The organism is Sphingomonas sp. SORGH_AS_0438 (assembly GCF_031453475.1).
Classification (GTDB): Bacteria; Pseudomonadota; Alphaproteobacteria; order Sphingomonadales; family Sphingomonadaceae; genus Sphingomonas.
In genome coordinates, this window is the sequence record NZ_JAVIZS010000001.1 from 512,116 (window position 1) to 535,306 (window position 23,191).

A 23,191-nucleotide genomic window follows, 5' to 3' on the forward strand; every position below is an offset into this window, starting at 1 on the left:
GCGATGGTTCCCCGGAGCTGACGCCGACGGCTTTTCACCGGCAGCAATTGCACCTATATCGTGGGGAGCGGGCGTCATCGCCCTGCTCCCCACATCGCTAAGGAAGCACCGATCATGGCCCGCAGCCATCCGCTCGAACAGTATCGCAACATCGGCATCATGGCGCATATCGACGCCGGCAAGACGACCACGACCGAGCGTATCCTCTATTACACCGGCAAGTCGTACAAGATCGGCGAAGTGCACGAAGGCACCGCCACCATGGACTGGATGGAGCAGGAGCAGGAGCGCGGGATCACGATCACGTCGGCTGCGACGACGTGCTTCTGGAAGGCCAATGAAGGCCAGGGTCTCGAGCACCGCATCAACATCATCGACACGCCCGGCCACGTCGACTTCACCATCGAGGTGGAGCGTTCGCTCCGCGTGCTCGACGGCGCGGTCGCGTGCTTCGACGGCGTCGCCGGCGTGGAGCCGCAGTCGGAGACCGTGTGGCGTCAGGCCGACAAGTACGGCGTGCCGCGCATGTGCTTCGTCAACAAGCTCGACCGCACCGGCGCCGACTTCTACTTCTGCGTCGACTCGATCATCGAGCGTCTGGGCGCGCGTCCGGCCGTTCTGTACCTGCCGATCGGCATCGAGGGCGGCTTCAAGGGTCTGGTCGACCTGGTCGAGAACCGCGCGATCATCTGGCTCGAAGAGTCGCTGGGCGCGAAGTTCGAATATCAGGACATCCCGGCCGACATGGCCGAGAAGGCGGCGAAGTATCGCAGCGACCTGATCGAAATGGCCGTGGAGCAGGACGATGCGCTGATGGAAGCGTATCTCGAGGGCAACGAGCCGTCGGTCGCCGATCTGAAGAAGCTGATCCGCAAGGGTACGCTGAGCATGTCGTTCGTGCCGATCGTCTGCGGTTCCGCGTTCAAGAACAAGGGCGTGCAGCCGCTGCTCGACGCGGTCGTCGACTATCTGCCGTCGCCGCTCGACGTGCCGGCGATCAAGGGCGTGAAGCTCGACGGCGAGACGCCGGACGAGCGTCCGTCCTCGGACACCGAGCCCTTCTCGGCGCTGGCGTTCAAGATCATGAACGATCCCTTCGTCGGCACGCTGACCTTCGCCCGCATCTATTCGGGCAAGCTGGAGGCGGCGAGCCAGGTCCAGAACTCGGTGAAGGACAAGAAGGAAAAGGTCGGTCGCATGCTGCTGATGCATGCGAACAGCCGCGAGGACATCCAGGAGGCCTATGCCGGCGACATCGTCGCGCTGGCGGGTCTGAAGGATACCACCACCGGTGACACGCTCTGCGCCATCAGCGCGCCGATCATCCTGGAGCGGATGGAGTTCCCCGAGCCCGTCATCGAGCTGTCGGTCGAGCCCAAGACCAAGGCTGACCAGGAGAAGATGGGCGTCGCGCTCAACCGCCTCGCGCGCGAGGACCCCTCGTTCCGCGTCTCGACCGACCATGAATCGGGCCAGACGATCATCAAGGGCATGGGCGAGCTTCACCTCGAGATCCTGGTCGACCGCATGAAGCGCGAGTTCAAGGTCGAGGCGAATGTCGGCGCGCCGCAGGTGGCGTATCGCGAATATCTCGCGAAGAAGGTCGACATCGACTATACCCACAAGAAGCAGTCGGGTGGTTCGGGTCAGTTCGGTCGCGTCAAGCTGACCGTGGTGCCCGGCGAGCGTGGCTCGGGCTTCCTGTTCTTCGACGAGGTCAAGGGCGGCAACATCCCGAAGGAGTATATCCCCTCCGTCGAGAAGGGCATGCGCGAGACCGCCGAGTCGGGTTCGCTGATCGGCTTCCCGATCATCGACTTCGAGGTTCACCTGACGGACGGCGCGTACCACGACGTCGACTCGTCGGCGCTGGCCTTCGAAATCTGCGCCCGCGGCGCGATGCGTGAAGCGGCGCAGAAGTCGGGCATCAAGCTGCTCGAGCCGATCATGAAGGTCGAGGTCGTCACCCCGGAGGATTATCTGGGCGACGTCATCGGCGATATGAACAGCCGTCGTGGCCAGATCCAGGGCACCGATAGCCGCGGTAACGCGCAGACCGTCGAGGCGATGGTTCCGCTCGCCAATATGTTCGGCTATGTGAACCAGCTCCGCTCGTTCACCCAGGGCCGGGCGCAATACTCGATGCAGTTCTCGCACTATGACGAAGTGCCGAGCAACGTCGCGGACGAGATCAAGGCTAAGATGGCGTAATCGCCACGCTTCGGTCCGGCCGGTCGCTTTCGGGCGCCGGCCGGATGGAAGCACTGGCATTCCGTCCAAACTGTCGTTATGGGGCCGCGTTCGCATGGCCTCGGATGCGGCAGCGGATTCGATTCAGAAGGTAGGAAAATGGCAAAGGCAAAATTCGAGCGGACCAAGCCGCACCTCAACATCGGCACCATCGGTCACGTCGACCATGGCAAGACCTCGCTGACCGCGGCAATCACCAAGGTGCTGGCGGAAACGACCGGCGGCACCGCGGTGGACTTCGCGAACATCGACAAGGCGCCGGAAGAGCGCGAGCGCGGCATCACCATCTCGACCGCGCACGTCGAGTATGAGACGACGAACCGCCACTATGCGCACGTCGACTGCCCGGGCCACGCCGATTATGTGAAGAACATGATCACCGGCGCGGCGCAGATGGACGGCGCGATCCTGGTCGTGTCGGCCACCGACGGCCCGATGCCGCAGACCCGCGAGCACATCCTGCTCGCCCGTCAGGTCGGCGTGCCGGCGATGGTCGTGTTCATGAACAAGGTCGACCTGGTCGACGACGAGGAAATCCTCGAGCTGGTCGAGCTGGAAATCCGCGAGCTGCTCAGCTCGTACGAGTTCCCGGGCGACGACATTCCGATCATCAAGGGCTCGGCCACCTGCGCCCTGTCGGGTTCGAACGACAAGTTCGGCAAGGAAGCCGTCACCGCGCTGATGCAGGCCGTTGACGACTACATCCCGCAGCCGGAGCGTCCGCTCGACAAGCCGTTCATGATGCCGATCGAGGACGTGTTCTCGATCTCGGGTCGCGGCACCGTCGTCACCGGCCGCGTCGAGACCGGCATCGTGAAGGTCGGCGAGGAAGTCGAGATCGTCGGCATCCACCCGACCGTCCGCAAGACCACGGTCACGGGCGTCGAGATGTTCCGCAAGCTGCTCGACCAGGGCCAGGCCGGCGACAACGTCGGTGCGCTGATCCGTGGCGTCGCTCGCGACGAAGTCGAGCGTGGCCAGGTGCTCTGCAAGCCCGGCTCGATCAAGCCGCACACCGACTTCAAGTCGGAAGTGTACGTGCTGTCGAAGGAAGAGGGTGGCCGTCACACGCCGTTCTTCGCCAACTATCGTCCGCAGTTCTACTTCCGCACGACGGACGTGACCGGCACCGTCGAGCTGCCTGAGGGCACCGAGATGGTCATGCCCGGCGACAACGTCGCGCTCGGCATCAAGCTGATCGCGCCGATCGCCATGGACGTCGGCCAGCGCTTCACGATCCGCGAGGGCGGTCGTACCGTCGGCGCCGGTGTCGTCAGCGCCATCGACAAGTAAGCTTCTCATAGCTTAGGCCTGCTCGCAGGCCCGGCCGCCTCGTCCCGCCTTGAAAAAGGTGGGGCGGGGCGGTTGCCTTTTTATGAGAGGGGCGCTAGTTGCGCCTCTTCGTTTTCATCCGCACAGCAAGAGCCCGGCAACGGGCCCGCTCTTTCGCATCGGTAGGGATCATGGACAGCAACATCCGCATTCGCCTGAAGGCGTTCGACCATCGCGTTCTCGACCAGGCGACCGGCGACATCGCCGACACCGCGCGCCGCACCGGCGCGCTCATCCGCGGTCCGATTCCGCTTCCGACGCGCATCGAGAAGTTCACGGTGAACCGTGGACCGCACATTGACAAGAAGTCGCGCGAGCAGTTCGAGGTCCGCACCTACAAGCGCATGCTCGACATCGTGCAGCCGACCCCGCAGACCGTCGACGCGCTGATGAAGCTCGACCTCGCGGCCGGCGTTGACGTCGAGATCAAGCTGGCCTAAGGGGCCATTGCGCCGCGGTCGACTCCGGTCCCGCGGCGTTCTCGCATTTTGAGATACCGCTGGTGGCCTAGGCCGCCGGGTCAGCGTCTCCCGTCATGTTCTTGCGCTCACGGCAAGAGGACAACCAGCCCGGGACGGGGGCACGCTTCGCATTTCCGGGCTGACACGCATGGGTGGAATGGGTCTGCCTGTGCCTCTGTGAGGAGTGTTGGTCATGCGTACCGGCGTGATCGCGAAGAAGATGGGGATGACCCGCCTGTTCCAGGAAGACGGTCGGCACGTGCCGGTCACCGTTCTTCAGCTGGACGGGCTGCAGGTCGTGTCCCGCCGCGAACTGAATACCGACGGCTATACCGCCGTCCAGCTTGGCGCGGGTAGCGCCAAGGCCAAGAACGTCGCCAAGCCGCAGCGCGGCCATTTCGGCAAGGCCGAGGTGGAGCCGAAGGCGGTCCTGGCCGAGTTCCGCGTCAGCGAGGACAATCTCCTCGACGTCGGCGCCGAACTGTCGGCCGACCACTTCGTTGCCGGCCAGCTGGTCGACATCCAGGGTCGCACCCAGGGCAAGGGTTTCGCCGGCGCGATGAAGCGCTGGAACTTCGGCGGTCTGCGTGCGACGCACGGCGTCTCGGTCAGCCACCGTTCGCACGGTTCGACGGGTAACCGCCAGGATCCGGGCCGCGTCTTCAAGAACAAGAAGATGGCCGGTCACATGGGCGACCGTAACCGCACCCAGCAGAATCTTGAAGTCGTCGGCACCGATGTCGAGCGCGGCCTGATCTTCGTGAAGGGCTCGGTGCCCGGTTCGAAGGGTGGCTGGCTGTTCGTCAAGGACGCGGTCAAGGTGAAGGCGCACGCCGATGCGCCGTATCCGGCCGGCCTGAAGGCCGTCGCCAGCAACAACAATGCGCCTGCCGAGACGCCCGCCGAGACTGCGGCCGCTCCCGAGGCCACCGAAGGCCAGGAGGGCTAAACAGTGAAGGTCAAGGTTCAGTCCTTTGCCGGCACCGACGCCGCGGATATCGAGCTCAACGACGAGGTCTTCGGCCTCGATCCGCGTGCCGATATCCTGCATCGCGTGGTGACCTGGCAGCTCGAGAAGCGTCGCGCGACCGCGCGCGGCACCCGCGAGCGTGCGGACGTCGCCCGTACGGGCAAGAAGCTGGGTCGCCAGAAGGGCGGCGGTGTCGCTCGTCACGGCGATCGTCGCGCTCCGGTGTTCATCGGCGGTGGTAAGGCGCACGGCGCCCGCGTCCGCGACTTCAATCCCTCGCTGAACAAGAAAATTCGCGCGTTGGGTCTGAAGATGGCGCTGTCGAGCCATGCCAAGGCCGGCTCGCTGATCGTCATGGATGCGCTCACGGTCGACGGCAACAAGACCAAGTCGCTCAAGGGCGATCTGGCCAAGCTGGGCTGGGGCAATCGCGCCCTGGTCATCGATGGCGATGCCGTCGAGACGAGCTTCGTGCTGGCCGCGGGCAATCTTCGCGAAGTGGACGTGCTGCCGGCGATCGGCGCCAATGTCTACGACATCATCAAGGCCGATACGCTGGTGCTGACCCGCGCGGCCGTCGAGAAGCTGGAGGCGCGCTTCAATGGCTAAGCCGCAGAACGCTGTCGACATCCGTCACTATGACGTGATCGTCGCGCCGCACATCACCGAGAAGGCGACCCTGCTCAGCGAGCAGAACGCCGTCGTGTTCAAGGTCGCCAACAGCGCGACTAAGCCCGAGATCAAGGCCGCCGTCGAGGCGCTCTTCGATGTCAAGGTGCTGAACGTGAACACGATCGTCCAGAAGGGCAAGACCAAGAAGTGGAAGGGCGCGCCCTACCAGCGGTCGGACATGAAGAAGGCGATCGTCACGCTCGCTGACGGTCAGTCGATCGACGTGACGACGGGGGTCTGAGGATCATGGCACTCAAGCAATATAACCCGACGAGCCCGGCCCGCCGCGGCCTGGTCCTCGTCGACAAGTCGCAGCTCTGGAAGGGCAAGCCGGTCAAGGCGCTCACCGAGGGCAAGAACAAGACCGGCGGTCGCAACAACAAGGGTCATGTGACCAGCCGCGGCATCGCGGGCGGTCACAAGCAGAAGTATCGCTACATCGACTTCAAGCGCCGCAACTGGGGCGTCGAGGGTACGGTTGAGCGTCTGGAATATGACCCCAACCGCACCGCGTTCATCGCGCTGGTCAACTATGGCACCGACGCCGAGGGCAAGGTCCAGCAGGCCTATATCCTGGCGCCGCAGCGTCTGGGCGTGGGCGACAAGGTGATCGCCGACAAGCGCACCGACGTGAAGCCGGGCAATGCCATGGAGCTGGGCCAGATGCCCGTCGGCACCATCGTCCACAATGTGGAGATGAAGCCGATGAAGGGTGGCCAGATCGCCCGTTCGGCCGGCACCTATGTGCAGGTCGTCGGTCGTGACCGCGGCATGGTCATCGTCCGCCTGAACTCGGGCGAGCAGCGCTACATCCATGGCGAGTGCATGGCGACGGTCGGCGCGGTCTCGAACCCCGACAACCAGAACCAGAATCTCGGCAAGGCTGGTCGTTCGCGCTGGATGGGCTCGCGTCCGCTGACGCGCGGCGTCGCCAAGAACCCGGTCGACCACCCGCACGGCGGTGGTGAAGGCCGGACCTCGGGCGGCCGTCATCCGGTCACCCCGTGGGGCAAGCCGACCAAGGGTGCGCGCACCCGCCACAACAAGGCGACGGACAAGATGATCATCCGTAGCCGCCATGCGAGGAAGAAGTAATGGCTCGCTCTGTCTGGAAGGGCCCGTTCGTCGAGCTCAGCCTGCTGAAGAAGGCTGAAGCCGCGCAGGACGCCGGTGGCCGCGCGCCGATCAAGACCTGGTCGCGTCGCTCCACCATCCTGCCGTCGTTCGTGGGTCTCACGTTCAATGTCTACAACGGCAAGAAGTTCGTGCCGGTGTCGGTCAACGAGGACATGGTCGGCATGAAGCTGGGTGAGTTCGCGCCGACGCGCTACTTCCCGGGTCACGCCGCTGACAAGAAGGGCAAGCGCTGATGAGCAAGCCGCAATCCCCCCGCAAGGTCGGTGACAAGGAAGCGCTGTCGGTCGGCACGCAGATCCGTGGTTCGGCGCAGAAGCTGAACCTGGTCGCGGGCCTGATCCGCGGCAAGAAGGCCGGCGATGCGCTGAACATCCTGTCCTTCTCGACCAAGGCGATGGCCGTGGACGCTCGCAAGGTGCTCGCCTCGGCGATCGCCAATGCCGAGAACAACCACAATCTCGACGTCGACGCGCTCGTCGTCGCCGAGGCGTCGGTTGGCAAGTCGATCACGATGAAGCGCTTCGCGACCCGCGGCCGTGGCAAGTCCACCCGCATCCTGAAGCCGTTCAGCCGTCTGCGCATCGTCGTGCGCGAGCAGGAAGAAGCGTAATGGGTCACAAGAGCAATCCGATCGGGATGCGGTTGCAGATCAACCGCACCTGGGACAGCCGCTGGTTCGCCGAAGGCGCGGACTATGGCCGTCTGCTGCTGGAGGATCTGAAGATCCGCCAGTACATCATGAAGAGCCTGCCGCAGGCCGCGATCAGCAAGGTCGTGATCGAGCGTCCGGCGAAACTGTGCCGCATCTCGATCTTCGCGGCGCGTCCCGGTGTCATCATCGGCAAGAAGGGCGGCGACATCGAGAAGCTGCGCAAGACGATCGGGGCGATGACCTCGTCCGACGTCTCGCTCAACATCGTCGAGATCCGCAAGCCCGAGGTCGACGCCCGTCTCGTCGCGCAGGGCATCGCCGATCAGCTGGAGCGCCGTATCGCGTTCCGCCGGGCGATGAAGCGCGCGGTGCAGTCGGCGATGCGCCTGGGTGCCGACGGCATCAAGGTGTATTGCGGTGGCCGCCTGGGCGGCGCCGAGATCGCCCGCTCCGAGAGCTATCGCGAAGGTCGCGTTCCGCTGCACACGCTGCGCGCGAACATCGACTATGCCGAGGCCGAGGCCCACACGTCCTACGGCGTGTGCGGCGTGAAGGTCTGGGTCTTCAAGGGCGAGATCCTGGGTCACGACCCGATGGCGACCGACCGGCTCATGATGGAGGCTCAGACCTCCGGCGTGCGCCCGGCGCGCGACGACCGTCGCTAAGGAACAAGAGCAATGCTGCAACCGAAGCGCACCAAATTCCGCAAGGCGTTCAAGGGCCGCATCCATGGCGACGCGAAGGGGGGCACCGCGCTCAACTTCGGCGCCTATGGCCTGAAGGCGATGGAGCCGGATCGTCTGACCGCGCGTCAGATCGAGGCGGCCCGCCGCGCCATCACCCGTCACATCCGCCGTCAGGGCCGTTTGTGGATCCGCGTGTTCCCGGACGTGCCGGTCTCGTCCAAGCCCGCCGAAGTCCGCATGGGCTCGGGCAAGGGTTCGCCTGAGTTCTGGGCGGCCCGCGTCAAGCCCGGCCGTATCCTGTTCGAGCTCGACGGTGTCGACGGCCGCCTGGCCGCCGAAGCATTCGAGCGCGCAGCGATGAAGCTGCCGATCAAGACCAAGGTCGTTGCCCGCCTGGGCGACACCAGCCACCTCGGAGGCGAGTAATGGCCGATAACGATTTCGTCGGTCAGACCGACGACCAGCTCAACGAGAGCCTGGCGCAGCTGAAGCGCGAGCAGTTCAATCTCCGCTTCCAGGCGGCGACGAGCCAGCTCGAGAAGCCGAGCCGCGTCCGCGAAGTCCGTCGTGACATCGCCCGCATCAAGACCCTGCAGACGCAGCGCACCCGCGCCGCGGCTGCCAAGTAAGGAACCGAGCACATGCCCAAGCGCGTGCTGACCGGACTGATCGTCTCCGACAAGGGCGACAAGACGGTGGTGGTGAATGTCGAGCGCAAGGTGAAGCACCCGCTCTACGGCAAGATCATCCGCCGCTCGAAGAAGTATCACGCCCATGACGAGGCGAACGAGTATAAGGCCGGCGAGACCGTGCGCATCGAAGAGATCGCACCGCTCTCCAAGCTGAAGACCTGGAAGGTGATCGAGCGGGTGAACACCCACGCGACGCCCGACCGGGTCGACGTCGACGCCTGATTGCGCGGCCCGGCACGCGCCGGGCCCGTCATCAAAAGGCAGGATCGAAGGGCATTGCCTTTCGCATCCGGAGTGGCTAAAGGCGCCGCTCCCCCTGGTGCGGATTGTCCGCGCCGGGGGTCGTTATTTTTAGGCGGGGTTGGGTCGGTATCCACCCCAAGAAGAGAAGGAAGCAGGATCCATGATCCAGATGCAGTCCAATCTCGACGTCGCTGACAACAGCGGCGCGAAGCGGGTTCAGTGCATCAAGGTGCTTGGCGGTTCCAAGCGCCGGACGGCGAGCGTCGGCGACATCATCGTCGTGTCCATCAAGGAAGCGCAGCCCCGCGGCAAGGTGAAGAAGGGTGACGTGCATCGCGCCGTCATCGTCCGCACTGCCAAGGACATCCACCGTGCCGATGGCTCGACCATCCGCTTCGACGGCAACGCCGCGGTGCTGGTCAACAAGAACGAGGAGCCGATCGGCACCCGTATCTTCGGCCCGGTCGTGCGCGAACTGCGTGGCAAGAAGCACATGAAGATCATCTCGCTGGCTCCGGAGGTGCTGTAATGGGCGCTGCGAAGATCAAGAAGGGCGACAAGGTCGTCGTCCTGTCCGGCAAGGACAAGGGCAAGACCGGCACCGTCACTCAGTCGATGCCCAAGGACGGCAAGGTGATCGTGGGCGGCGTCAACGTCGCGACCCGTCACCGCAAGCCGACCCAGGCGAACCCGCAGGGTGGCCTGGAAAAGGTCGAGGCTCCGCTGCACGTCTCGAAGGTCGCGCACGTGACGGCCGACGGCAAGCCCACCCGCGTCCGTTTCGAGACGCAGGACGGCAAGAAGGTCCGCGTGGCCGTGAAGACCGGGGAGAAGATCGATGGCTGATGCCTACAAGCCCCGGATGAAGGGCATCTACGAGGACCGCATCGTCAAGGCGATGCAGGAGAAGTTCGGCTACGAGAACGAGATGCAGATTCCCCGCATCGAGAAGATCGTGCTGAACATGGGCGTCGGCGAGGCGACCCAGGACAAGAAGCGCGTCGATCAGGCCGCGTCCGAAATGGAGCTGATCGCGGGTCAGAAGCCCGTCATCACCAAGGCGAAGAAGTCGATCGCGCAGTTCAAGCTGCGTGAAGGCATGCCGATCGGCGTGAAGGTCACGCTGCGTCGCGAGCGCATGTACGAGTTCCTGGACCGCTTCATCACGATCGCGCTGCCCCGCGTGCGCGACTTCCGTGGCCTGAATCCGAAGAGCTTTGACGGTCGCGGCAACTATGCCTGCGGCATCAAGGAACAGATCATCTTCCCCGAGATCAACTATGACCGCATCGACAAGGTGCGCGGCATGGATGTGATCGTGACCACCACGGCGAAGACCGACGACGAGGCGCGCGAGCTGCTCCGTCTGTTCGGCTTCCCGTTCCCGCAGGAAGAGACCGCCGAAGAGAAGAAGGCGGCCTGACATTCTACCCCCTTCCCCGTCTGATCGGCGGGGGAGGGGCTTTTCAAGGAAGAGCTTAAGTCCATGGCGAAACTGAGTTCGATCAACAAGAATGAGCGTCGCAAGAAGATGGTCGCGCAATATGCGCCCAAGCTGGCGAAGCTGAAGGCGCAGGCCAATGACGAGTCGCTGAGCGAGACGGACCGTCTCATCGCGCGCCTCAAGATGGCCGAGCTGCCGCGCAACGCGAACCCGACCCGGATCCGCAATCGCTGCGCGACCACCGGCCGTCCGCGTGCGTACTACCGCAAGTTCCGTCTCTGCCGCGTGCAGCTCCGCGATCTGGCCAACAAGGGCCTGATCCCCGGCGTCACCAAGTCGAGCTGGTAAGGATAGTCCAATGGCAGTGACCGATCCCCTGGGTGATTTGCTCACCCGCATCCGCAACGGCCAGCGCGCGCGCAAGGACTCCGTCCTGAGCCCCGCGTCGAAGCTGCGCGTGCGCGTCCTCGACGTGCTGCAGCGCGAAGGCTATATCCGCGGCTATTCCGAAGAGCAGATGGGCCCCGCCGCCGGCGTGCGCATCGAGCTGAAGTATTTCGAGGGCCAGCCCGCGATCAAGCATGTCGCGCGCGTCTCGAAGCCCGGCCGCCGCGTCTACAGCGGTTCGCAGGAGCTGCCCCGCGTCATGAACGGCCTGGGCATCACCATCGTCTCGACGCCGAATGGCGTTCTGTCCGACGCGGAAGCGCGTGAGCAGAATGTCGGCGGCGAAGTGCTCGCGGAGGTCTTCTGATGAGCCGTATTGGTAAGAAGGCTGTCCCGGTTCCGGCCGGCGTGACCGCCAACATCGCCGATCGCATGCTGAGCGTGAAGGGCCCCAAGGGCACCCTGACGCTGCCGCTCGCCGACGACATCACCTATGACGTCCAGTCGGACGGCATCTCGGTGCAGCCGGCCAACGACACCAAGCGCGCGCGCGCGTTCTGGGGCATGCAGCGCACCCTGGTGCAGAACCTGGTCACGGGCGTGACCACGGGCTTCACCAAGAAGCTGGTCATCACCGGCGTCGGCTATCGCGCGGCGGCCCAGGGCAAGACCCTGAAGCTGCAGCTCGGCTACAGCCACGACGTCAACATCGACGTGCCGGAAGGCCTCGAGGTGAAGACGCCGGACGCCACCACCGTCGAAATCAGCGGCGCGGACAAGCAGAAGGTCGGCCAGCTGGCCGCCGAGATCCGTCGCTGGCGCAAGCCGGAGCCCTATAAGGGCAAGGGCATCAAGTACGACGGCGAGTTCATCTTCCGCAAGGAAGGGAAGAAGAAGTAATGACCAAGGGTCTCTCTCTTTTCGAGAAGCGCCGTCGGCGCAATCGTACCGCGCTGCGTGCGCGTGCCGGTACGCGTCCGCGCCTGTCCGTGCATCGCTCGGGCAAGCACATCTATGCGCAGGTGATCGACGACACGGCAGGCCGCACGGTCGCCTCGGCGTCGACGCTGGCGGGCCACGAGGGCGCGACGTCGAATTGCGACGCCGCCTCCGCCGTGGGCCGGCGCGTGGCCGAAGCGGCGAAGGCCGCCGGCGTCACCCAGGTCGTGTTCGACCGTGGTGGCTTCCTGTTCCACGGCCGCGTCAAGGCGCTCGCCGAGGCCGCGCGTGAAGCCGGATTGGAGTTCTAAGAATGGCTGATACCAACGATATCCAGTCGCAGCCCGGCGCTCCCGCCGCGGTTGAGGCTTCCGCCGGCGATGCCGGCGCTAACACCGGCAACACCGGTGGCGGCTATCAGGGTCAGGGCGGCGGTCGTGGTCGCGGTGGCCAGGGCGGACGTGGCGGCCAGGGCGGCGGTCGCGGTGGCCCGGGCGGCAACCGTGGCGGTCGTGACGGCGGTCGTGGTGGTCGTGACAACCGCGGTCGCGGTGGTCCCGGTCAGGACGATGGCGGCGAAGAGCTGATCGAGAAGCTGGTCCACATCAACCGCGTCTCGAAGACGGTGAAGGGCGGCAAGCGCTTCGGCTTCGCGGCGCTGGTCGTCGTGGGCGACGGCAAGGGCCGGGTCGGCTTCGGTCATGGCAAGGCGCGCGAAGTGCCGGAAGCCATCTCCAAGGCGACCGCTGCGGCGAAGAAGAAGATGGTCCGCGTGCCGCTGAAGGACGGCCGCACGCTGCACCATGACGCGAACGGTCACTTCGGTGCCGGCCGCGTGACGCTTCGCTCGGCGCCGCAGGGCACCGGCATCATCGCCGGCGGTCCGATGCGCGCCATCTTCGAATCGCTCGGCGTCGCCGACGTGGTGACGAAGTCGGTGGGCACGTCGAACCCCTATAACATGATCCGCGCTACCTTCGGCGCCCTGACTGAGCAGACCAGCCCCAAGGCGGTCGCGCAGCGTCGTGGCAAGAAGATCGCGGACCTGCTGGGTCGCGGCCAGGGCGCCACGGCGCAGGTGGCCGAGGCGGAAGCCGCGGCGATCACGGAGTAAGCTGACATGGCGACGATCAAGATCAAGCAGACCGGTTCGCCGATCCGCCGTACCAAGGATCAGCGCGCGACGCTGATCGGCCTTGGCCTCAACAAGATGCACAAGGTCAGCGAACTCGAGGACAGCCCCGAGGTTCGCGGCATGATCCGCAAGGTCCAGCACATGGTCGAAGTGCAGGGCTGAGCCCCGCATCTTCCATGCGCCTGAAGGGGCGGCGTCGGTTTCGACCGACGCCGCCCTTTTGCTTTGGGGGAAGGCGAGGGGAGGTTGCCCGACATCTTCGCTCGACAAGCGGGCGACTCCCCGTTAAGGCCCGCCGCTTCCATCCAACAGCGCGTCAAAAGCGAAAGCGAGTGCAATCATGAAGCTCAACGAACTCCGCGACAACGAAGGTGCCCGCAAGTCCAAGATCCGCGTCGGTCGCGGCATCGGCTCGGGCAAGGGCAAGACCGGCGGTCGTGGCCAGAAGGGCCAGAAGAGCCGCGAGGGCGTGTCCATCGCCGGCTTCGAGGGCGGCCAGATGCCGCTCCACATGCGTCTGCCGAAGCGCGGCTTCAACAACATCTTCGCCAAGGATTATGCCGAGGTGAACCTGGGCGCGATCCAGAAGGCGGTCGATGCGGGCAAGCTGTCGGCCGACGGCACGATCGACCATGCGGCGCTGAAGGCCGCCGGCCTGGCGCGCGGTGGCAAGGACGGCGTCCGCCTCCTCGCCAAGGGCACGTTCTCGGCCAAGCTGAGCTTCCTGGTCGCCGGTGTCTCGGCCGGTGCGCGCAGCGCCGTTGAGGCAGCGGGCGGTTCGGTCGAAGTGCCGACCGTCGTGCCGGCCGCCGAGAAGGCCGCCGCCAAGAAGGGCGTGAAGTATCGCGAGCGCCAGGCGCACAAGGCGTCGTTCAAGGCCTGATCCGGTAACGACCGTCCCGATGTGACGGCGCGGCCACGGTCGCGTTCGGCTCGGGACGGTTCGACCGTGTAGGCATTAGACAAGCCCCCACGGGTGCCTATATGAACGGCGGGAGCGGGCAAACGCATCCCGCCGTTTTTGTTTCCAGGACGAATCATCGCATGGCAACCGCAGCCGACCGAATGGCGCAAAGCATCAGCCTGGGGAAATTCGCCCAGGCCACCGACCTCAAGAAGCGGCTGTGGTTCACCATCGGCGCGCTGATCGTGTTCCGCCTGCTCAGCTACGTGCCGCTGCCGGGCATCGATCCCGTCGGTCTCGCCGGTCTGGCGAGCCGCACGCAGGGCGGCGTGCTGGACTTCTTCAACACCTTCTCGGGCGGTGCTCTGTCGCGCGCCTCGCTGATCGCGCTGGGCGTGATGCCGTACATCACGGCGTCGATCGTCGTGCAGCTCGCCACCTCGCTCGCGCCGCAGCTGGCCGCGATCAAGAAGGAAGGCGAGAGCGGCCGCAAGAAGCTGAACCAATATACCCGCTACGGCACGGTCGCGCTGACCGCGATCCAGGGCTTCTTCATCGCGCGCGGCATGGAAGCGGGCGGTGCGGTGGTGCAGCCGGGGACGATCTTCATCGTCTCGGCGATCATCAGCCTGATCGGCGGCACCATGTTCCTGATGTGGCTGGGCGAGCAGATCACCAGCCGCGGCATCGGCAACGGCGTGTCGCTGATCATCATGGCCGGCATCGTCGCGCATCTGCCGACGACCTTGTTCAACCTGCTGGAGGGCGGCCGCACCGGCAGCCTCGATCCGCTGCGCCTGATCGGCATCATCGTCGCGGTGATCGGCCTAGTCCTGTTCATCTGCTTCATGGAGCGCGCACAGCGCCGCATCCTGATCCAGTACCCCAAGCGCCAGACGCAGCGCGGGATGCAGGCGGATCGCAGCCATCTGCCGCTGAAGATCAACACGGCCGGCGTGATCCCGCCGATCTTCGCCTCGTCGCTGCTGCTGATGCCGCTGACGATCAGCCAGTTCGCCGGCCAGCACACGGCGGGTGAAAGCCGCTGGGGCGACTTCATCATCTCGCTCAACCAGTATCTGCAGCATGGCAGCCCGGTCTACATGGCGCTCTATGCCGCCGGCATCATCTTCTTCTCCTTCTTCTACACGGCGGTGGTGTTCAACCCCGAGGAGACGGCGGACAATCTGAAGCGCTATGGCGGCTTCGTGCCGGGCATCCGGCCGGGCAAGAACACCGAGAATTACTTCGATTATGTGCTGACGCGCATCACGGTGATCGGTGCGGCCTATTTGACCATCATCTGCCTGTTGCCGGAATATCTGGTCACGGCGCTGTCGATCCCCTTCTACCTCGGCGGCACCAGCCTGCTGATCGTGGTGAACGTGACGATGGACACGGTGACGCAGATCCAGTCGCATCTGCTGGCGCATCAATATGGCGACCTCATCAAGAAGTCGAAGCTGAAGGGCGGCCGCGCTCGCTGAGGCGGGCGCGCATCACGGGCGTGAACAAGGGGAATGCGACGGTGAACATCATCCTGCTGGGGCCGCCGGGTGCGGGCAAGGGCACGCAGGCGGCGCGTCTGGTCTCGGACCGGGGCATGGTCCAGCTGTCGACCGGCGACATGCTGCGGGCGGCGGTCAAGGCCGGCACCCCGGTGGGCCAGCAGGCCAAGGCGGTCATGGACGCCGGCGAACTAGTGTCGGATGCGATCGTGTCGGCCCTGATCGGCGAGCGGCTGGACCAGGGCGTGGCGTCGGGTGCGATCTTCGACGGCTATCCGCGCACCACCGCGCAAGCCGAGGCGCTCGACCTGCTGCTCAGCGAGCGGGGTCAGAAGCTCGATCATGTCATCGAGCTGGAGGTGGACGAGGCGGCGCTGATCGAGCGGATCGTCGGCCGTTTCACCTGCGCGTCCTGCGGCACGGGCTATCACGACCGGTTCAAGGTGCCGGCCGTCGAGGGTGTTTGCGACGTGTGTGGCGCGACCGAGTTCAAGCGTCGGCCGGACGACAATGCCGAGACCGTGTCGACCCGCATGGCCGAGTACCGTGCCAAGACCGCGCCGATCCTGCCCTTCTACGAAGCGCGCGGACTGGTGAGCCGGGTCGACGGCATGGCGGATATGACGGTTGTATCGGACCAGATCGCGGCGATCCTGGACCGCTGAGTTCGACGGCAGAGCGCGGGCAGGGCGATCATGAACATATTGTCATCTAGTCGTCACCGCGCTGACCGATCTTTGGGTCTATCTCCTTTTCATCACCGGTGAAGACCGGTTGACAGGACCGCCCGGCCGGCGCGGTCCGATCGAGATAGACAGATCGGTGCCCGACACTCCCGGGGGTACCGTAGGGCCGGCGAGGACTTGGTTCTCGCCGGCCTTTCCCGTTAACGGGAGCCCCCTTACGGAGTCTGTCGTGAACCGGAAGATCCTGATCGTCGAGGATGATGCCTCCACCTCCGCCTATCTGGCCAAGGGGCTGGGTGAGGCGGGCTATGCGGTGGAAACCGCAAGCGACGGCCGTGATGGCCTGTTCCTGGCCAGCGAAGGCATATTCGATCTCATCATCGTCGACCGCATGTTGCCGGGCCTGGACGGGCTGGCGATGACCGGCGCGTTGCGGGCGGCGAATATTGCCACGCCGGTCCTGGTGCTCTCGGCGCTGGCGGCGGTCGACGACCGGGTCGATGGGCTGAAGGCGGGCGCGGACGATTATCTCTGCAAGCCCTTTTCCTTCGCCGAACTGTCCGCGCGGATCGAGGCGCTGGTCCGCCGGTCGGATCGCGCCGCTTCCGAGCCGCAGAAGACGCGGCTGTCGGTCGGCGACCTGGAGATCGACCTGCTGGCGCGCCACGTCACCCGCGCCGGGCGCACGATCGCCCTGGGCGCGCGTGAGTTCAACCTGCTCGAATTCCTCGCCCGCCATGCCGGACAGGTCGTCACCCGCACGATGATGCTGGAGAAGATCTGGAACTATCATTTCGACCCAGGCTCGAACGTCGTCGATGTGCATATCGGCCGGCTGCGCCGCAAGCTGGAGGAAGGGTTCGGTTCGCCGATCCTGCATACGGTCCGGGGTGCCGGATATCGGCTGGCGCCCGAGGGCTGATGCGGCTGTCGGTCACCGCACGGATCGCGCTGCTTTCGATCGCGCTGGCGCTCGCCTCCAATCTCGCGCTGGTCAGCTTCCTGTGGCGGCAGACGCAGGATGTCGCGCTGGCGGCCACCAAGCGCGAGATGATCGAACAGTCCGATGCGCTGCTGATGATCTGGCGGCAGGGGGGCCTCAAGGCGCTGATTCCCGCCGTGAAGGGCGCGCGGCCGCCGGGCGACAATTCACTGCTGGTGGCGATCGTCGATGACGAGGGGCGGCGGCTGGTGGGAGACGCGCCCGCGCAGTTGAGCGTCGCGCTCGGCCGAGCCGGATTCCGGGTCGCGCCGCTATCGACTGACGCCGATTGGGCGGACCGCGACATCGGTTTCCTGATCCATCCGATCGGCCGCTATTGGCTGCTGACCGGCAGCAAGCTCGACGTGATCGAGGCGGAGCAGACCGCGATCGAGCGGGCGCTGGCGCTGGCCATCACCCTCTCCCTGGCGCTGGGCGTCGGGGCGGGGCTGGTGCTGGCGCGCTATGTCGGGTCGCGACTCGACCGGATCGCCGGGGTGATCGAGGCGGCGGGCGATGGCGACCTGTCGCAGCGGGTGCCGACGTTGGCGGGGGGCGATGCCTTCGACCGGCTGGCGGGCGAACTCAATGCCATGCTCGACAAGATCGCGCGCTTGATGACCGAGTTGCGCGTGGTCACCGACAGCCTGGCGCACGACCTGCGGTCTCCGCTCGCCCGGCTGCGGACCAAGACGGAGCAGGCGTTGCTGGTTGCCGATCCCGACCAGCGCGACGCGGCCTTGAGTGGGCTGTTGGTCGAGACCGACCTAGTTATGCGGATGCTGACCACGGTCATCGAGATCAGTCGCTCCGAATCGGTGTCGCGCGATCGCTTCACCTCGCTGGCGCTCGCCGAACTGGTCGAGGAGATCGGCGAACTCTATGAGCCGGTCGCGGACGAGGCGGGAATGACGTTGACGGTCGCGATCGACGACCGGCCGCATCCGCGCCCCATCCACCGCGAATTGATGACCCAGGCGATCACCAATTTGGTCGACAATGCGCTGAAACATGCCGCCGGCACCGGTTCGTTGGTGCTGCGGCTGTCGGAGAACGCGCACGGCATCGCCATCCAGGTCGAGGATCGCGGATCGGGCATCCCGGCCGACCAGCGCGAACAGGCGATCAAGCGGTTCGGCCGACTCGACCGCGCACGGTCGACGCCGGGGGCGGGGCTGGGCCTGTCGCTGATCGAGGCGGTGGCGCGTCTGCACGAGGGACGGTTCGAGCTGGCCGATAACGCGCCCGGCCTGATCGCGCGGATCGTGCTGCCTGCCTGATCGGCTTGCGGGACGGGGAGCGACCCGCCACATAGGATGGATGGATGCGCTCACTGCCTTCGGCCTGTTCGCGGTGGCCTTCACCCTGGTCTGTTATACGCTGGAAGACCGGGCGCCGTTCTGGACATTGCTCTTCGCCTTCGGTTGCCTGCTGGGCTCGGCCTATGGTTTCCTGCAAGGCGCATGGCCGTTCGGGGTGGTCGAGCTGATCTGGTTCGTCGTGGCGCTGCGTCGATGGGCGCGTTTGCGGCGACTGGCGGAACCGATCGCTTGACAGGGTGTTGCCGCGCGCTTAACTGACCCGCTCCATTACACCGGCTTCCGGCGGCGCTCTGTTGCGTTCGCCGTTTTCCTGTATGGAGCTAACGCGCTGAGATAGCGGTCGTGCTGCCATGCCGGCCGCTGTGGAGCTAGGAGAAATTATACCATGGCACGTATCGCGGGTGTTAACATCCCGACCAACAAGCGCGTGGTCATCGCGCTGACCTACATCCACGGCATCGGCCCCGCCCATGCCAAGGCCATCACCGAGAAGCTGAACATCGCCGCCGAGCGCCGCGTTCAGGACCTGTCCGACCAGGAAGTCCTGCAGATCCGCGAAGCGATCGACGCCGATTACACCGTGGAAGGCGATCTGCGTCGCCAGACCGCGATGAACATCAAGCGCCTGATGGACCTGGCCTGCTATCGCGGCCTGCGTCACCGCAAGGGCCTACCGGTCCGCGGCCAGCGCACGCACACCAACGCGCGCACCCGCAAGGGCAAGGCGAAGCCGATCGCGGGCAAGAAGAAGTAAGAGAATCGTCCGGGGGACGATTTTCACTTCTTCTCCGCCGGAGGCGGGCTTGTGGCGCACCGCCCGCCGGCCTCCGTACCACGAGATTAAGGTCAGGATTTTAGAATGGCACAAGCACCGCAGCGCATTCGCCGTCGCGAGCGCAAGAACATCACGGCTGGCGTCGCGCACGTCAACGCGAGCTTCAACAACACCATGATCACCATCACCGATGCGCAGGGCAATGCGATCTCCTGGTCGTCGGCCGGGATGATGGGCTTCAAGGGCAGCCGCAAGTCGACCCCGTACGCGGCGCAGGTCGCGGCCGAGGATGCCGGCAAGAAGGCCGCCGAGCATGGCGTCCGCACCCTCGAGGTCGAAGTCAAGGGCCCCGGTTCGGGCCGTGAGTCGGCACTCCGCGCGCTTCAGGCCGTGGGTTTCCAGATCACGTCGATCCGTGACGTCACGTCGATCCCGCACAATGGCGTGCGGCCGTCCAAGCGTCGCCGCGTCTGACCTCAGGCTCGCCGGCTGACGAGCCGGCGTCCTTTTCTACCTTCGAGGCGGTTCTCCCCATCCGCCTCCAACCCAGGGGAACCTCGTGGCTGTCAACGCAAAGAACTGGCAGGAACTGAAAAAGCCGAACGGCCTGGAGAAGAAGGGCGGAGACGGCAAGCGCAAGGCGACGTTCGTCGCAGAGCCGCTGGAGCGTGGTTTCGGCCTGACGCTCGGCAATGCGCTGCGCCGGGTGCTCCTGTCCTCGCTGCAGGGCGCGGCGGTGACGTCGATCAAGATCGAGAACGTGTTGCACGAATTCTCGAGCCTGGCCGGCGTGCGCGAGGACGTGACCGACATCGTCCTCAACGTGAAGCAGATCGCGCTGAAGATGCAGGGCGAGGGGCCGAAGCGGCTCCAGCTGTCGGCCACCGGTCCCACGACCGTCAAGGCCGGCGACATCGCCGTGTCGGGCGACATCGAGGTCATGAACAAGGACCTGGTGATCTGCCATCTCGACGAAGGCGCGACGTTCAACATGGAACTGACCGCCGACGTGGGCAAGGGCTATGTCCCCGCCACCGCCAATCGTCCAGCTGATGCGCCGATCGGCCTGATCCCGGTCGACGCGCTCTATTCGCCGGTGCGCCAGGTGTCGTACAAGGTCGACCCGACCCGCGTCGGTCAGGACCTGGACTATGACAAGCTGACGCTGACGATCGAGACCGACGGCACCGTCACCCCGGAAGACGCGGTGGGCTATGCCGGCCGCATCCTCCAGGACCAGCTGGCGCTGTTCGTGCATTTCGACGACTCGTCCGTCACCCGCGCGGCCCCGGTGGGCCAGGCGGCGGTGCCGGCCGCTGGCGCCGAGCCAGCGGGCGACACCCAGCAGATCAACCGCTACCTCCTCAAGAAGGTGGACGAGTTAGAGCTGTCGGTGCGTTCGGCGAATTGCCTGAAGAACGACAACATCATCTATATCGGCGATCTCGTCGGCAAGACCGAGGCGGAAATGCTCCGCACGCCCAATTTCGGCCGCAAGTCCTTGAACGAAATCAAGGAAGTGCTGTCGTCCATGGGTCTGCGCCTGGGCATGGAAATCCCCGGCTGGCCGCCCGAGAACATCGAGGAGATGGCCAAGAAGCTCGAGCAGGAGATCATGGGCTGAGCCGCACGCGGATAGCCAAGCTATCCGCGAGACGGCGCAAGCCCAGCCGGCGGGTCGGCCAACAGCCGACCCGTCCGACGTCTCGACCACGGCTTTGCCGTGGTCTGGCTTCAAGAACGATTTTCGATCCTCGAGGTCGAACGGCGATGGTGACGGCCGCCCCAACGGTCACCTGCTCTGGGGTTCCGTGACACGGCCCCTTAACGAACGAAGGACTATCCCATGCGTCATCGCGTTGGCGGCCGTAAGCTGCAGCGGACCTCGGCTCATCGTATTGCGCTGTTCCGCAACATGTCGGCCGCGCTCATCAAGCATGAGCAGATCACCACCACCGTCGCCAAGGCGAAGGAACTGCGCCCCTATATCGAAAAGCTGGTGACGCTGGCGAAGAAGGGTGGCCTGTCCAACCGTCGTCTGGCCCATGCCCGTCTGCTCGACGATGCGCAGCTCGTGAAGCTGTTCGACGTGCTGGCGTCGCGCTATGCCGATCGCAACGGCGGCTATACCCGCATCATCAAGACCGGCCCGCGCGCCTCGGACGCTTCGCCGATGGCGATCATCGAGTTCGTCGATCGCGACGTGTCGGCCAAGGGCCAGGATTCGGGCCCGGTGCTGAGCGACGAGGATTTCGACGACGCGGCCTGATCGCCGCTCGACGATTGACCGATCGGGAAGGGGGCCGTGCTGGCGACAGCGCGGCCCTTTTTTCATGGGCGGCCGGATCGGTGCCGGCCCGGTAGCATCTCCCGGCGTTTCTGCTATGGGGCCGCCATGGAGCATCCCGACACCATCCTCATCGTCGATTTCGGTAGCCAGGTCACCCAGCTCATCGCCCGCCGCGTGCGCGAGGCCGGGGTGTATAGCGAGATCGCGCCCTTCCAGTCCGCCCAGGCCGCGTTCGAGCGGTTGCGTCCCAAGGGCATCATCCTGTCCGGCGGCCCCGCCTCGGTGGTGGACGAGGGCAGCCCGCGCTGTCCAGCTGCGATCCTGGAATCGGGCCTGCCGATCTTTGGCATCTGCTATGGCCAGCAACTGCTCAACGCGCAGCTCGGTGGCCGGGTTGAGAAGGGCAATAGCGGCGAGTTCGGCGAGGCGTTCCTGGAGGTCGACGACGCCTGTACGTTGTTCGACGGCCTGTGGCAGGTCGGCGAGCGTCACCAGGTCTGGATGAGCCATGGCGACCATGTCGCGCAGCTCGCTTCCGGCTTCCGCCCGGTGGCTTCGTCCAAGGGCGCGCCCTTCGCGATGATGGCGGACGATGCACGCCGCATCTACGGTATGCAGTTCCACCCCGAGGTCGTGCATACGCCGGACGGCGCGAAGCTGATCGCCAATTTCGTCCGCCATGTCTGCGGTCTCGCCGGCGACTGGACGATGGCCGAGTTCCGCGCCGCTAAGATCGAGGAGATCCGCGCGCAGGTCGGCACAGAGAAGGTGATCTGCGGCCTGTCGGGCGGGGTCGACTCCTCGGTCGCGGCACTGCTGATCCATGAGGCGATCGGCGACCAGCTGACCTGCGTGTTCGTCGATGGCGGCATCCTGCGGGCCGGCGAAGCCGAACAGGTCGTCAGCCTGTTCCGCGAACATTACCATATCCCGCTGGTCCATGTCGAAGCGCAGGACCTGTTCATGGATGGGCTGAAGGGTGTCACCGACCCGGAGGCGAAGCGCAAGTTCATCGGCAAGACCTTCATCGACGTGTTCGAGGCGGAGGCCAAGGCGATCGGCGGGGCCAAGTTCCTGGCACAGGGCACGCTCTATCCCGACGTGATCGAGAGCGTCAGCTTCACCGGCGGTCCGTCGGTGACGATCAAGAGCCACCATAATGTCGGCGGCCTGCCCGAGCGCATGAACATGGCGCTGGTCGAGCCGCTGCGCGAGCTGTTCAAGGACGAGGTGCGGGCGCTCGGTCGCGAACTGGGCCTGCCGGACGTGTTCGTGGGCCGTCATCCCTTTCCCGGGCCGGGTCTCGCCATCCGCATTCCCGGCGAGGTGACGCGCGAGCGCTGCGATATCCTGCGCAAGGCGGACGCCATCTATCTGGAGGAGATCCGCGCGGCGGGGCTGTACGACGCGATCTGGCAGGCCTTCGCGGTGCTGCTGCCGGTGCGGACGGTCGGGGTGATGGGCGATGCGCGCACCTATGACCATGTGCTGGCGCTCCGCGCGGTGACCTCGACGGACGGGATGACGGCGCAGGCCTTCCAGTTCCCCGGCGACTTCCTGCCGCGCGTGTCGACGCGGATCATCAACGAGGTGAAGGGCGTCAACCGCGTCGTCTATGACTACACCTCCAAGCCGCCCGGCACGATCGAGTGGGAATGATCCGGGAATAGCGAACGGCCGGGGGCCGTTCGCCCGCGGATCGTTCGGCGCTGCAAAGCGCCGTG

33 protein-coding genes are annotated in these 23,191 nt (G+C 65.5%); all 33 read left to right on the forward strand.

The window, feature by feature from the left end; all coding sequences use genetic code 11:
• Positions 1-114: 114 nt before the first annotated feature.
• The 33 genes from fusA to guaA all read left to right on the forward strand — a co-directional run bounded on the left by fusA (position 115) and on the right by guaA (position 23,126).
• Positions 115-2,211, forward strand: coding sequence for an elongation factor G (fusA, locus tag QE452_RS02445; RefSeq protein WP_125994110.1), 2,097 nt, complete (start codon positions 115-117; stop codon positions 2,209-2,211).
• A gap of 138 nt (positions 2,212-2,349) precedes the next feature.
• Positions 2,350-3,543, forward strand: a complete 1,194-nt coding sequence (gene tuf, locus QE452_RS02450; RefSeq protein ID WP_125994163.1) for an elongation factor Tu — start codon at positions 2,350-2,352, stop codon at positions 3,541-3,543.
• Between the two features lie 170 nt (positions 3,544-3,713).
• Entirely contained in the window at positions 3,714-4,022 is a 309-nt protein-coding gene (rpsJ, locus tag QE452_RS02455) for a 30S ribosomal protein S10 (protein WP_007406109.1), read from the forward strand.
• 214 nt (positions 4,023-4,236) lie between these two features.
• The gene (rplC, locus tag QE452_RS02460) at positions 4,237-4,992 is read left to right on the forward strand and encodes a 50S ribosomal protein L3 (protein ID WP_309658524.1); all 756 of its coding nucleotides are present in this window, start codon (positions 4,237-4,239) and stop codon (positions 4,990-4,992) included.
• A gap of 3 nt (positions 4,993-4,995) precedes the next feature.
• Positions 4,996-5,622 (forward strand): 50S ribosomal protein L4, encoded by a 627-nt coding sequence (gene rplD, locus QE452_RS02465; RefSeq protein WP_309729549.1) that lies wholly within the window; start codon positions 4,996-4,998, stop codon positions 5,620-5,622.
• Positions 5,615-5,926: a 50S ribosomal protein L23 gene (locus QE452_RS02470; RefSeq protein WP_125994113.1), complete on the forward strand. Its 312-nt coding sequence runs from the start codon at positions 5,615-5,617 to the stop codon at positions 5,924-5,926. Before rplD ends, QE452_RS02470 begins: the two co-directional genes overlap by 8 nt.
• A 5-nt stretch (positions 5,927-5,931) precedes the next feature.
• Positions 5,932-6,780, forward strand: coding sequence for a 50S ribosomal protein L2 (rplB, locus tag QE452_RS02475; protein ID WP_125994114.1), 849 nt, complete (start codon positions 5,932-5,934; stop codon positions 6,778-6,780).
• Complete coding sequence (rpsS, locus tag QE452_RS02480; protein ID WP_125994115.1) at positions 6,780-7,055, forward strand: 30S ribosomal protein S19; 276 nt, start codon at positions 6,780-6,782, stop codon at positions 7,053-7,055. The genes rplB and rpsS overlap by 1 nt, the downstream gene beginning before the upstream one ends.
• Positions 7,055-7,432 carry a 50S ribosomal protein L22 gene (rplV, locus tag QE452_RS02485; protein ID WP_125994116.1) on the forward strand — a complete coding sequence of 126 codons (378 nt, stop codon included), beginning with the start codon at positions 7,055-7,057 and terminating at the stop codon, positions 7,430-7,432. The genes rpsS and rplV overlap by 1 nt, the downstream gene beginning before the upstream one ends.
• Positions 7,432-8,139: a 30S ribosomal protein S3 gene (gene rpsC, locus QE452_RS02490; protein WP_125994117.1), complete on the forward strand. Its 708-nt coding sequence runs from the start codon at positions 7,432-7,434 to the stop codon at positions 8,137-8,139. The genes rplV and rpsC overlap by 1 nt, the downstream gene beginning before the upstream one ends.
• A 12-nt stretch (positions 8,140-8,151) precedes the next feature.
• Complete coding sequence (gene rplP, locus QE452_RS02495) at positions 8,152-8,586, forward strand: 50S ribosomal protein L16 (RefSeq protein WP_125994118.1); 435 nt, start codon at positions 8,152-8,154, stop codon at positions 8,584-8,586.
• Entirely contained in the window at positions 8,586-8,789 is a 204-nt protein-coding gene (rpmC, locus tag QE452_RS02500) for a 50S ribosomal protein L29 (RefSeq protein ID WP_125994119.1), read from the forward strand. The genes rplP and rpmC overlap by 1 nt, the downstream gene beginning before the upstream one ends.
• Before the next feature lie 12 nt (positions 8,790-8,801).
• Complete coding sequence (rpsQ, locus tag QE452_RS02505; protein ID WP_125994120.1) at positions 8,802-9,074, forward strand: 30S ribosomal protein S17; 273 nt, start codon at positions 8,802-8,804, stop codon at positions 9,072-9,074.
• Between the two features lie 181 nt (positions 9,075-9,255).
• A complete protein-coding gene (gene rplN, locus QE452_RS02510; protein ID WP_017979484.1) occupies positions 9,256-9,624 on the forward strand; it encodes a 50S ribosomal protein L14 in 369 nt (122 codons plus the stop codon).
• A complete protein-coding gene (gene rplX / locus QE452_RS02515; RefSeq protein ID WP_125994121.1) occupies positions 9,624-9,941 on the forward strand; it encodes a 50S ribosomal protein L24 in 318 nt (105 codons plus the stop codon). The genes rplN and rplX overlap by 1 nt, the downstream gene beginning before the upstream one ends.
• Positions 9,934-10,518, forward strand: a complete 585-nt coding sequence (rplE, locus tag QE452_RS02520; protein ID WP_309658526.1) for a 50S ribosomal protein L5 — start codon at positions 9,934-9,936, stop codon at positions 10,516-10,518. Before rplX ends, rplE begins: the two co-directional genes overlap by 8 nt.
• Before the next feature lie 63 nt (positions 10,519-10,581).
• Positions 10,582-10,887, forward strand: coding sequence for a 30S ribosomal protein S14 (gene rpsN, locus QE452_RS02525; protein WP_125994123.1), 306 nt, complete (start codon positions 10,582-10,584; stop codon positions 10,885-10,887).
• A 10-nt stretch (positions 10,888-10,897) separates the two neighbouring features.
• Entirely contained in the window at positions 10,898-11,293 is a 396-nt protein-coding gene (gene rpsH / locus QE452_RS02530; RefSeq protein WP_125994124.1) for a 30S ribosomal protein S8, read from the forward strand.
• Positions 11,293-11,826 (forward strand): 50S ribosomal protein L6, encoded by a 534-nt coding sequence (gene rplF, locus QE452_RS02535; protein WP_125994125.1) that lies wholly within the window; start codon positions 11,293-11,295, stop codon positions 11,824-11,826. The genes rpsH and rplF overlap by 1 nt, the downstream gene beginning before the upstream one ends.
• On the forward strand, positions 11,826-12,176 hold the full coding sequence (gene rplR, locus QE452_RS02540) for a 50S ribosomal protein L18 (RefSeq protein WP_309658527.1): 351 nt from the start codon (positions 11,826-11,828) through the stop codon (positions 12,174-12,176). Before rplF ends, rplR begins: the two co-directional genes overlap by 1 nt.
• Before the next feature lie 2 nt (positions 12,177-12,178).
• Entirely contained in the window at positions 12,179-12,979 is an 801-nt protein-coding gene (gene rpsE / locus QE452_RS02545; protein ID WP_309658528.1) for a 30S ribosomal protein S5, read from the forward strand.
• A 6-nt stretch (positions 12,980-12,985) separates the two neighbouring features.
• Complete coding sequence (gene rpmD, locus QE452_RS02550; protein WP_017979476.1) at positions 12,986-13,162, forward strand: 50S ribosomal protein L30; 177 nt, start codon at positions 12,986-12,988, stop codon at positions 13,160-13,162.
• Positions 13,163-13,340: 178 nt separating this feature from the next.
• Positions 13,341-13,883: a 50S ribosomal protein L15 gene (gene rplO, locus QE452_RS02555; RefSeq protein ID WP_309658529.1), complete on the forward strand. Its 543-nt coding sequence runs from the start codon at positions 13,341-13,343 to the stop codon at positions 13,881-13,883.
• 161 nt (positions 13,884-14,044) lie between these two features.
• The gene (gene secY, locus QE452_RS02560; protein WP_125994129.1) at positions 14,045-15,391 is read left to right on the forward strand and encodes a preprotein translocase subunit SecY; all 1,347 of its coding nucleotides are present in this window, start codon (positions 14,045-14,047) and stop codon (positions 15,389-15,391) included.
• 41 nt (positions 15,392-15,432) lie between these two features.
• Positions 15,433-16,077 (forward strand): adenylate kinase, encoded by a 645-nt coding sequence (locus QE452_RS02565; RefSeq protein WP_309658530.1) that lies wholly within the window; start codon positions 15,433-15,435, stop codon positions 16,075-16,077.
• A gap of 250 nt (positions 16,078-16,327) precedes the next feature.
• Positions 16,328-17,020 (forward strand): response regulator transcription factor, encoded by a 693-nt coding sequence (locus tag QE452_RS02570; RefSeq protein WP_125994130.1) that lies wholly within the window; start codon positions 16,328-16,330, stop codon positions 17,018-17,020.
• A complete protein-coding gene (locus tag QE452_RS02575) occupies positions 17,020-18,360 on the forward strand; it encodes an ATP-binding protein (protein WP_309658531.1) in 1,341 nt (446 codons plus the stop codon). Before QE452_RS02570 ends, QE452_RS02575 begins: the two co-directional genes overlap by 1 nt.
• Before the next feature lie 40 nt (positions 18,361-18,400).
• The gene (locus QE452_RS02580; RefSeq protein WP_309658532.1) at positions 18,401-18,634 is read left to right on the forward strand and encodes a hypothetical protein; all 234 of its coding nucleotides are present in this window, start codon (positions 18,401-18,403) and stop codon (positions 18,632-18,634) included.
• Between the two features lie 153 nt (positions 18,635-18,787).
• Positions 18,788-19,156 (forward strand): 30S ribosomal protein S13, encoded by a 369-nt coding sequence (gene rpsM, locus QE452_RS02585; RefSeq protein WP_125994133.1) that lies wholly within the window; start codon positions 18,788-18,790, stop codon positions 19,154-19,156.
• A gap of 105 nt (positions 19,157-19,261) precedes the next feature.
• Positions 19,262-19,651 carry a 30S ribosomal protein S11 gene (rpsK, locus tag QE452_RS02590; protein ID WP_019516037.1) on the forward strand — a complete coding sequence of 130 codons (390 nt, stop codon included), beginning with the start codon at positions 19,262-19,264 and terminating at the stop codon, positions 19,649-19,651.
• Between the two features lie 85 nt (positions 19,652-19,736).
• Positions 19,737-20,801 (forward strand): DNA-directed RNA polymerase subunit alpha, encoded by a 1,065-nt coding sequence (locus QE452_RS02595; protein ID WP_125994134.1) that lies wholly within the window; start codon positions 19,737-19,739, stop codon positions 20,799-20,801.
• A gap of 222 nt (positions 20,802-21,023) precedes the next feature.
• Positions 21,024-21,446, forward strand: coding sequence for a 50S ribosomal protein L17 (gene rplQ / locus QE452_RS02600; protein WP_309658533.1), 423 nt, complete (start codon positions 21,024-21,026; stop codon positions 21,444-21,446).
• 126 nt (positions 21,447-21,572) lie between these two features.
• Positions 21,573-23,126: a glutamine-hydrolyzing GMP synthase gene (gene guaA / locus QE452_RS02605; protein WP_309658534.1), complete on the forward strand. Its 1,554-nt coding sequence runs from the start codon at positions 21,573-21,575 to the stop codon at positions 23,124-23,126.
• Positions 23,127-23,191 lie beyond the last annotated feature (65 nt).

Excerpts from the sequence above, each read along its gene's own strand:
- fusA (WP_125994110.1), top strand. The coding sequence starts at position 115 with ATGGCCCGCAGCCATCCGCTCGAACAGTATCGCAACATCGGCATCATG.
- tuf (WP_125994163.1), top strand. The coding sequence starts at position 2,350 with ATGGCAAAGGCAAAATTCGAGCGGACCAAGCCGCACCTCAACATCGGC.
- rpsJ (WP_007406109.1), top strand. The coding sequence starts at position 3,714 with ATGGACAGCAACATCCGCATTCGCCTGAAGGCGTTCGACCATCGCGTT.
- rplC (WP_309658524.1), top strand. The coding sequence starts at position 4,237 with ATGCGTACCGGCGTGATCGCGAAGAAGATGGGGATGACCCGCCTGTTC.
- QE452_RS02470 (WP_125994113.1), top strand. The coding sequence starts at position 5,615 with ATGGCTAAGCCGCAGAACGCTGTCGACATCCGTCACTATGACGTGATC.
- rplB (WP_125994114.1), top strand. The coding sequence starts at position 5,932 with ATGGCACTCAAGCAATATAACCCGACGAGCCCGGCCCGCCGCGGCCTG.
- rpsS (WP_125994115.1), top strand. The coding sequence starts at position 6,780 with ATGGCTCGCTCTGTCTGGAAGGGCCCGTTCGTCGAGCTCAGCCTGCTG.
- rplV (WP_125994116.1), top strand. The coding sequence starts at position 7,055 with ATGAGCAAGCCGCAATCCCCCCGCAAGGTCGGTGACAAGGAAGCGCTG.
- rpsC (WP_125994117.1), top strand. The coding sequence starts at position 7,432 with ATGGGTCACAAGAGCAATCCGATCGGGATGCGGTTGCAGATCAACCGC.
- rplP (WP_125994118.1), top strand. The coding sequence starts at position 8,152 with ATGCTGCAACCGAAGCGCACCAAATTCCGCAAGGCGTTCAAGGGCCGC.
- rpmC (WP_125994119.1), top strand. The coding sequence starts at position 8,586 with ATGGCCGATAACGATTTCGTCGGTCAGACCGACGACCAGCTCAACGAG.
- rpsQ (WP_125994120.1), top strand. The coding sequence starts at position 8,802 with ATGCCCAAGCGCGTGCTGACCGGACTGATCGTCTCCGACAAGGGCGAC.
- rplN (WP_017979484.1), top strand. The coding sequence starts at position 9,256 with ATGATCCAGATGCAGTCCAATCTCGACGTCGCTGACAACAGCGGCGCG.
- rplX (WP_125994121.1), top strand. The coding sequence starts at position 9,624 with ATGGGCGCTGCGAAGATCAAGAAGGGCGACAAGGTCGTCGTCCTGTCC.
- rplE (WP_309658526.1), top strand. The coding sequence starts at position 9,934 with ATGGCTGATGCCTACAAGCCCCGGATGAAGGGCATCTACGAGGACCGC.
- rpsN (WP_125994123.1), top strand. The coding sequence starts at position 10,582 with ATGGCGAAACTGAGTTCGATCAACAAGAATGAGCGTCGCAAGAAGATG.
- rpsH (WP_125994124.1), top strand. The coding sequence starts at position 10,898 with ATGGCAGTGACCGATCCCCTGGGTGATTTGCTCACCCGCATCCGCAAC.
- rplF (WP_125994125.1), top strand. The coding sequence starts at position 11,293 with ATGAGCCGTATTGGTAAGAAGGCTGTCCCGGTTCCGGCCGGCGTGACC.
- rplR (WP_309658527.1), top strand. The coding sequence starts at position 11,826 with ATGACCAAGGGTCTCTCTCTTTTCGAGAAGCGCCGTCGGCGCAATCGT.
- rpsE (WP_309658528.1), top strand. The coding sequence starts at position 12,179 with ATGGCTGATACCAACGATATCCAGTCGCAGCCCGGCGCTCCCGCCGCG.
- rpmD (WP_017979476.1), top strand. The coding sequence starts at position 12,986 with ATGGCGACGATCAAGATCAAGCAGACCGGTTCGCCGATCCGCCGTACC.
- rplO (WP_309658529.1), top strand. The coding sequence starts at position 13,341 with ATGAAGCTCAACGAACTCCGCGACAACGAAGGTGCCCGCAAGTCCAAG.
- secY (WP_125994129.1), top strand. The coding sequence starts at position 14,045 with ATGGCAACCGCAGCCGACCGAATGGCGCAAAGCATCAGCCTGGGGAAA.
- QE452_RS02575 (WP_309658531.1), top strand. The coding sequence starts at position 17,020 with ATGCGGCTGTCGGTCACCGCACGGATCGCGCTGCTTTCGATCGCGCTG.
- QE452_RS02580 (WP_309658532.1), top strand. The coding sequence starts at position 18,401 with ATGGATGCGCTCACTGCCTTCGGCCTGTTCGCGGTGGCCTTCACCCTG.
- rpsM (WP_125994133.1), top strand. The coding sequence starts at position 18,788 with ATGGCACGTATCGCGGGTGTTAACATCCCGACCAACAAGCGCGTGGTC.
- rpsK (WP_019516037.1), top strand. The coding sequence starts at position 19,262 with ATGGCACAAGCACCGCAGCGCATTCGCCGTCGCGAGCGCAAGAACATC.
- rplQ (WP_309658533.1), top strand. The coding sequence starts at position 21,024 with ATGCGTCATCGCGTTGGCGGCCGTAAGCTGCAGCGGACCTCGGCTCAT.
- guaA (WP_309658534.1), top strand. The coding sequence starts at position 21,573 with ATGGAGCATCCCGACACCATCCTCATCGTCGATTTCGGTAGCCAGGTC.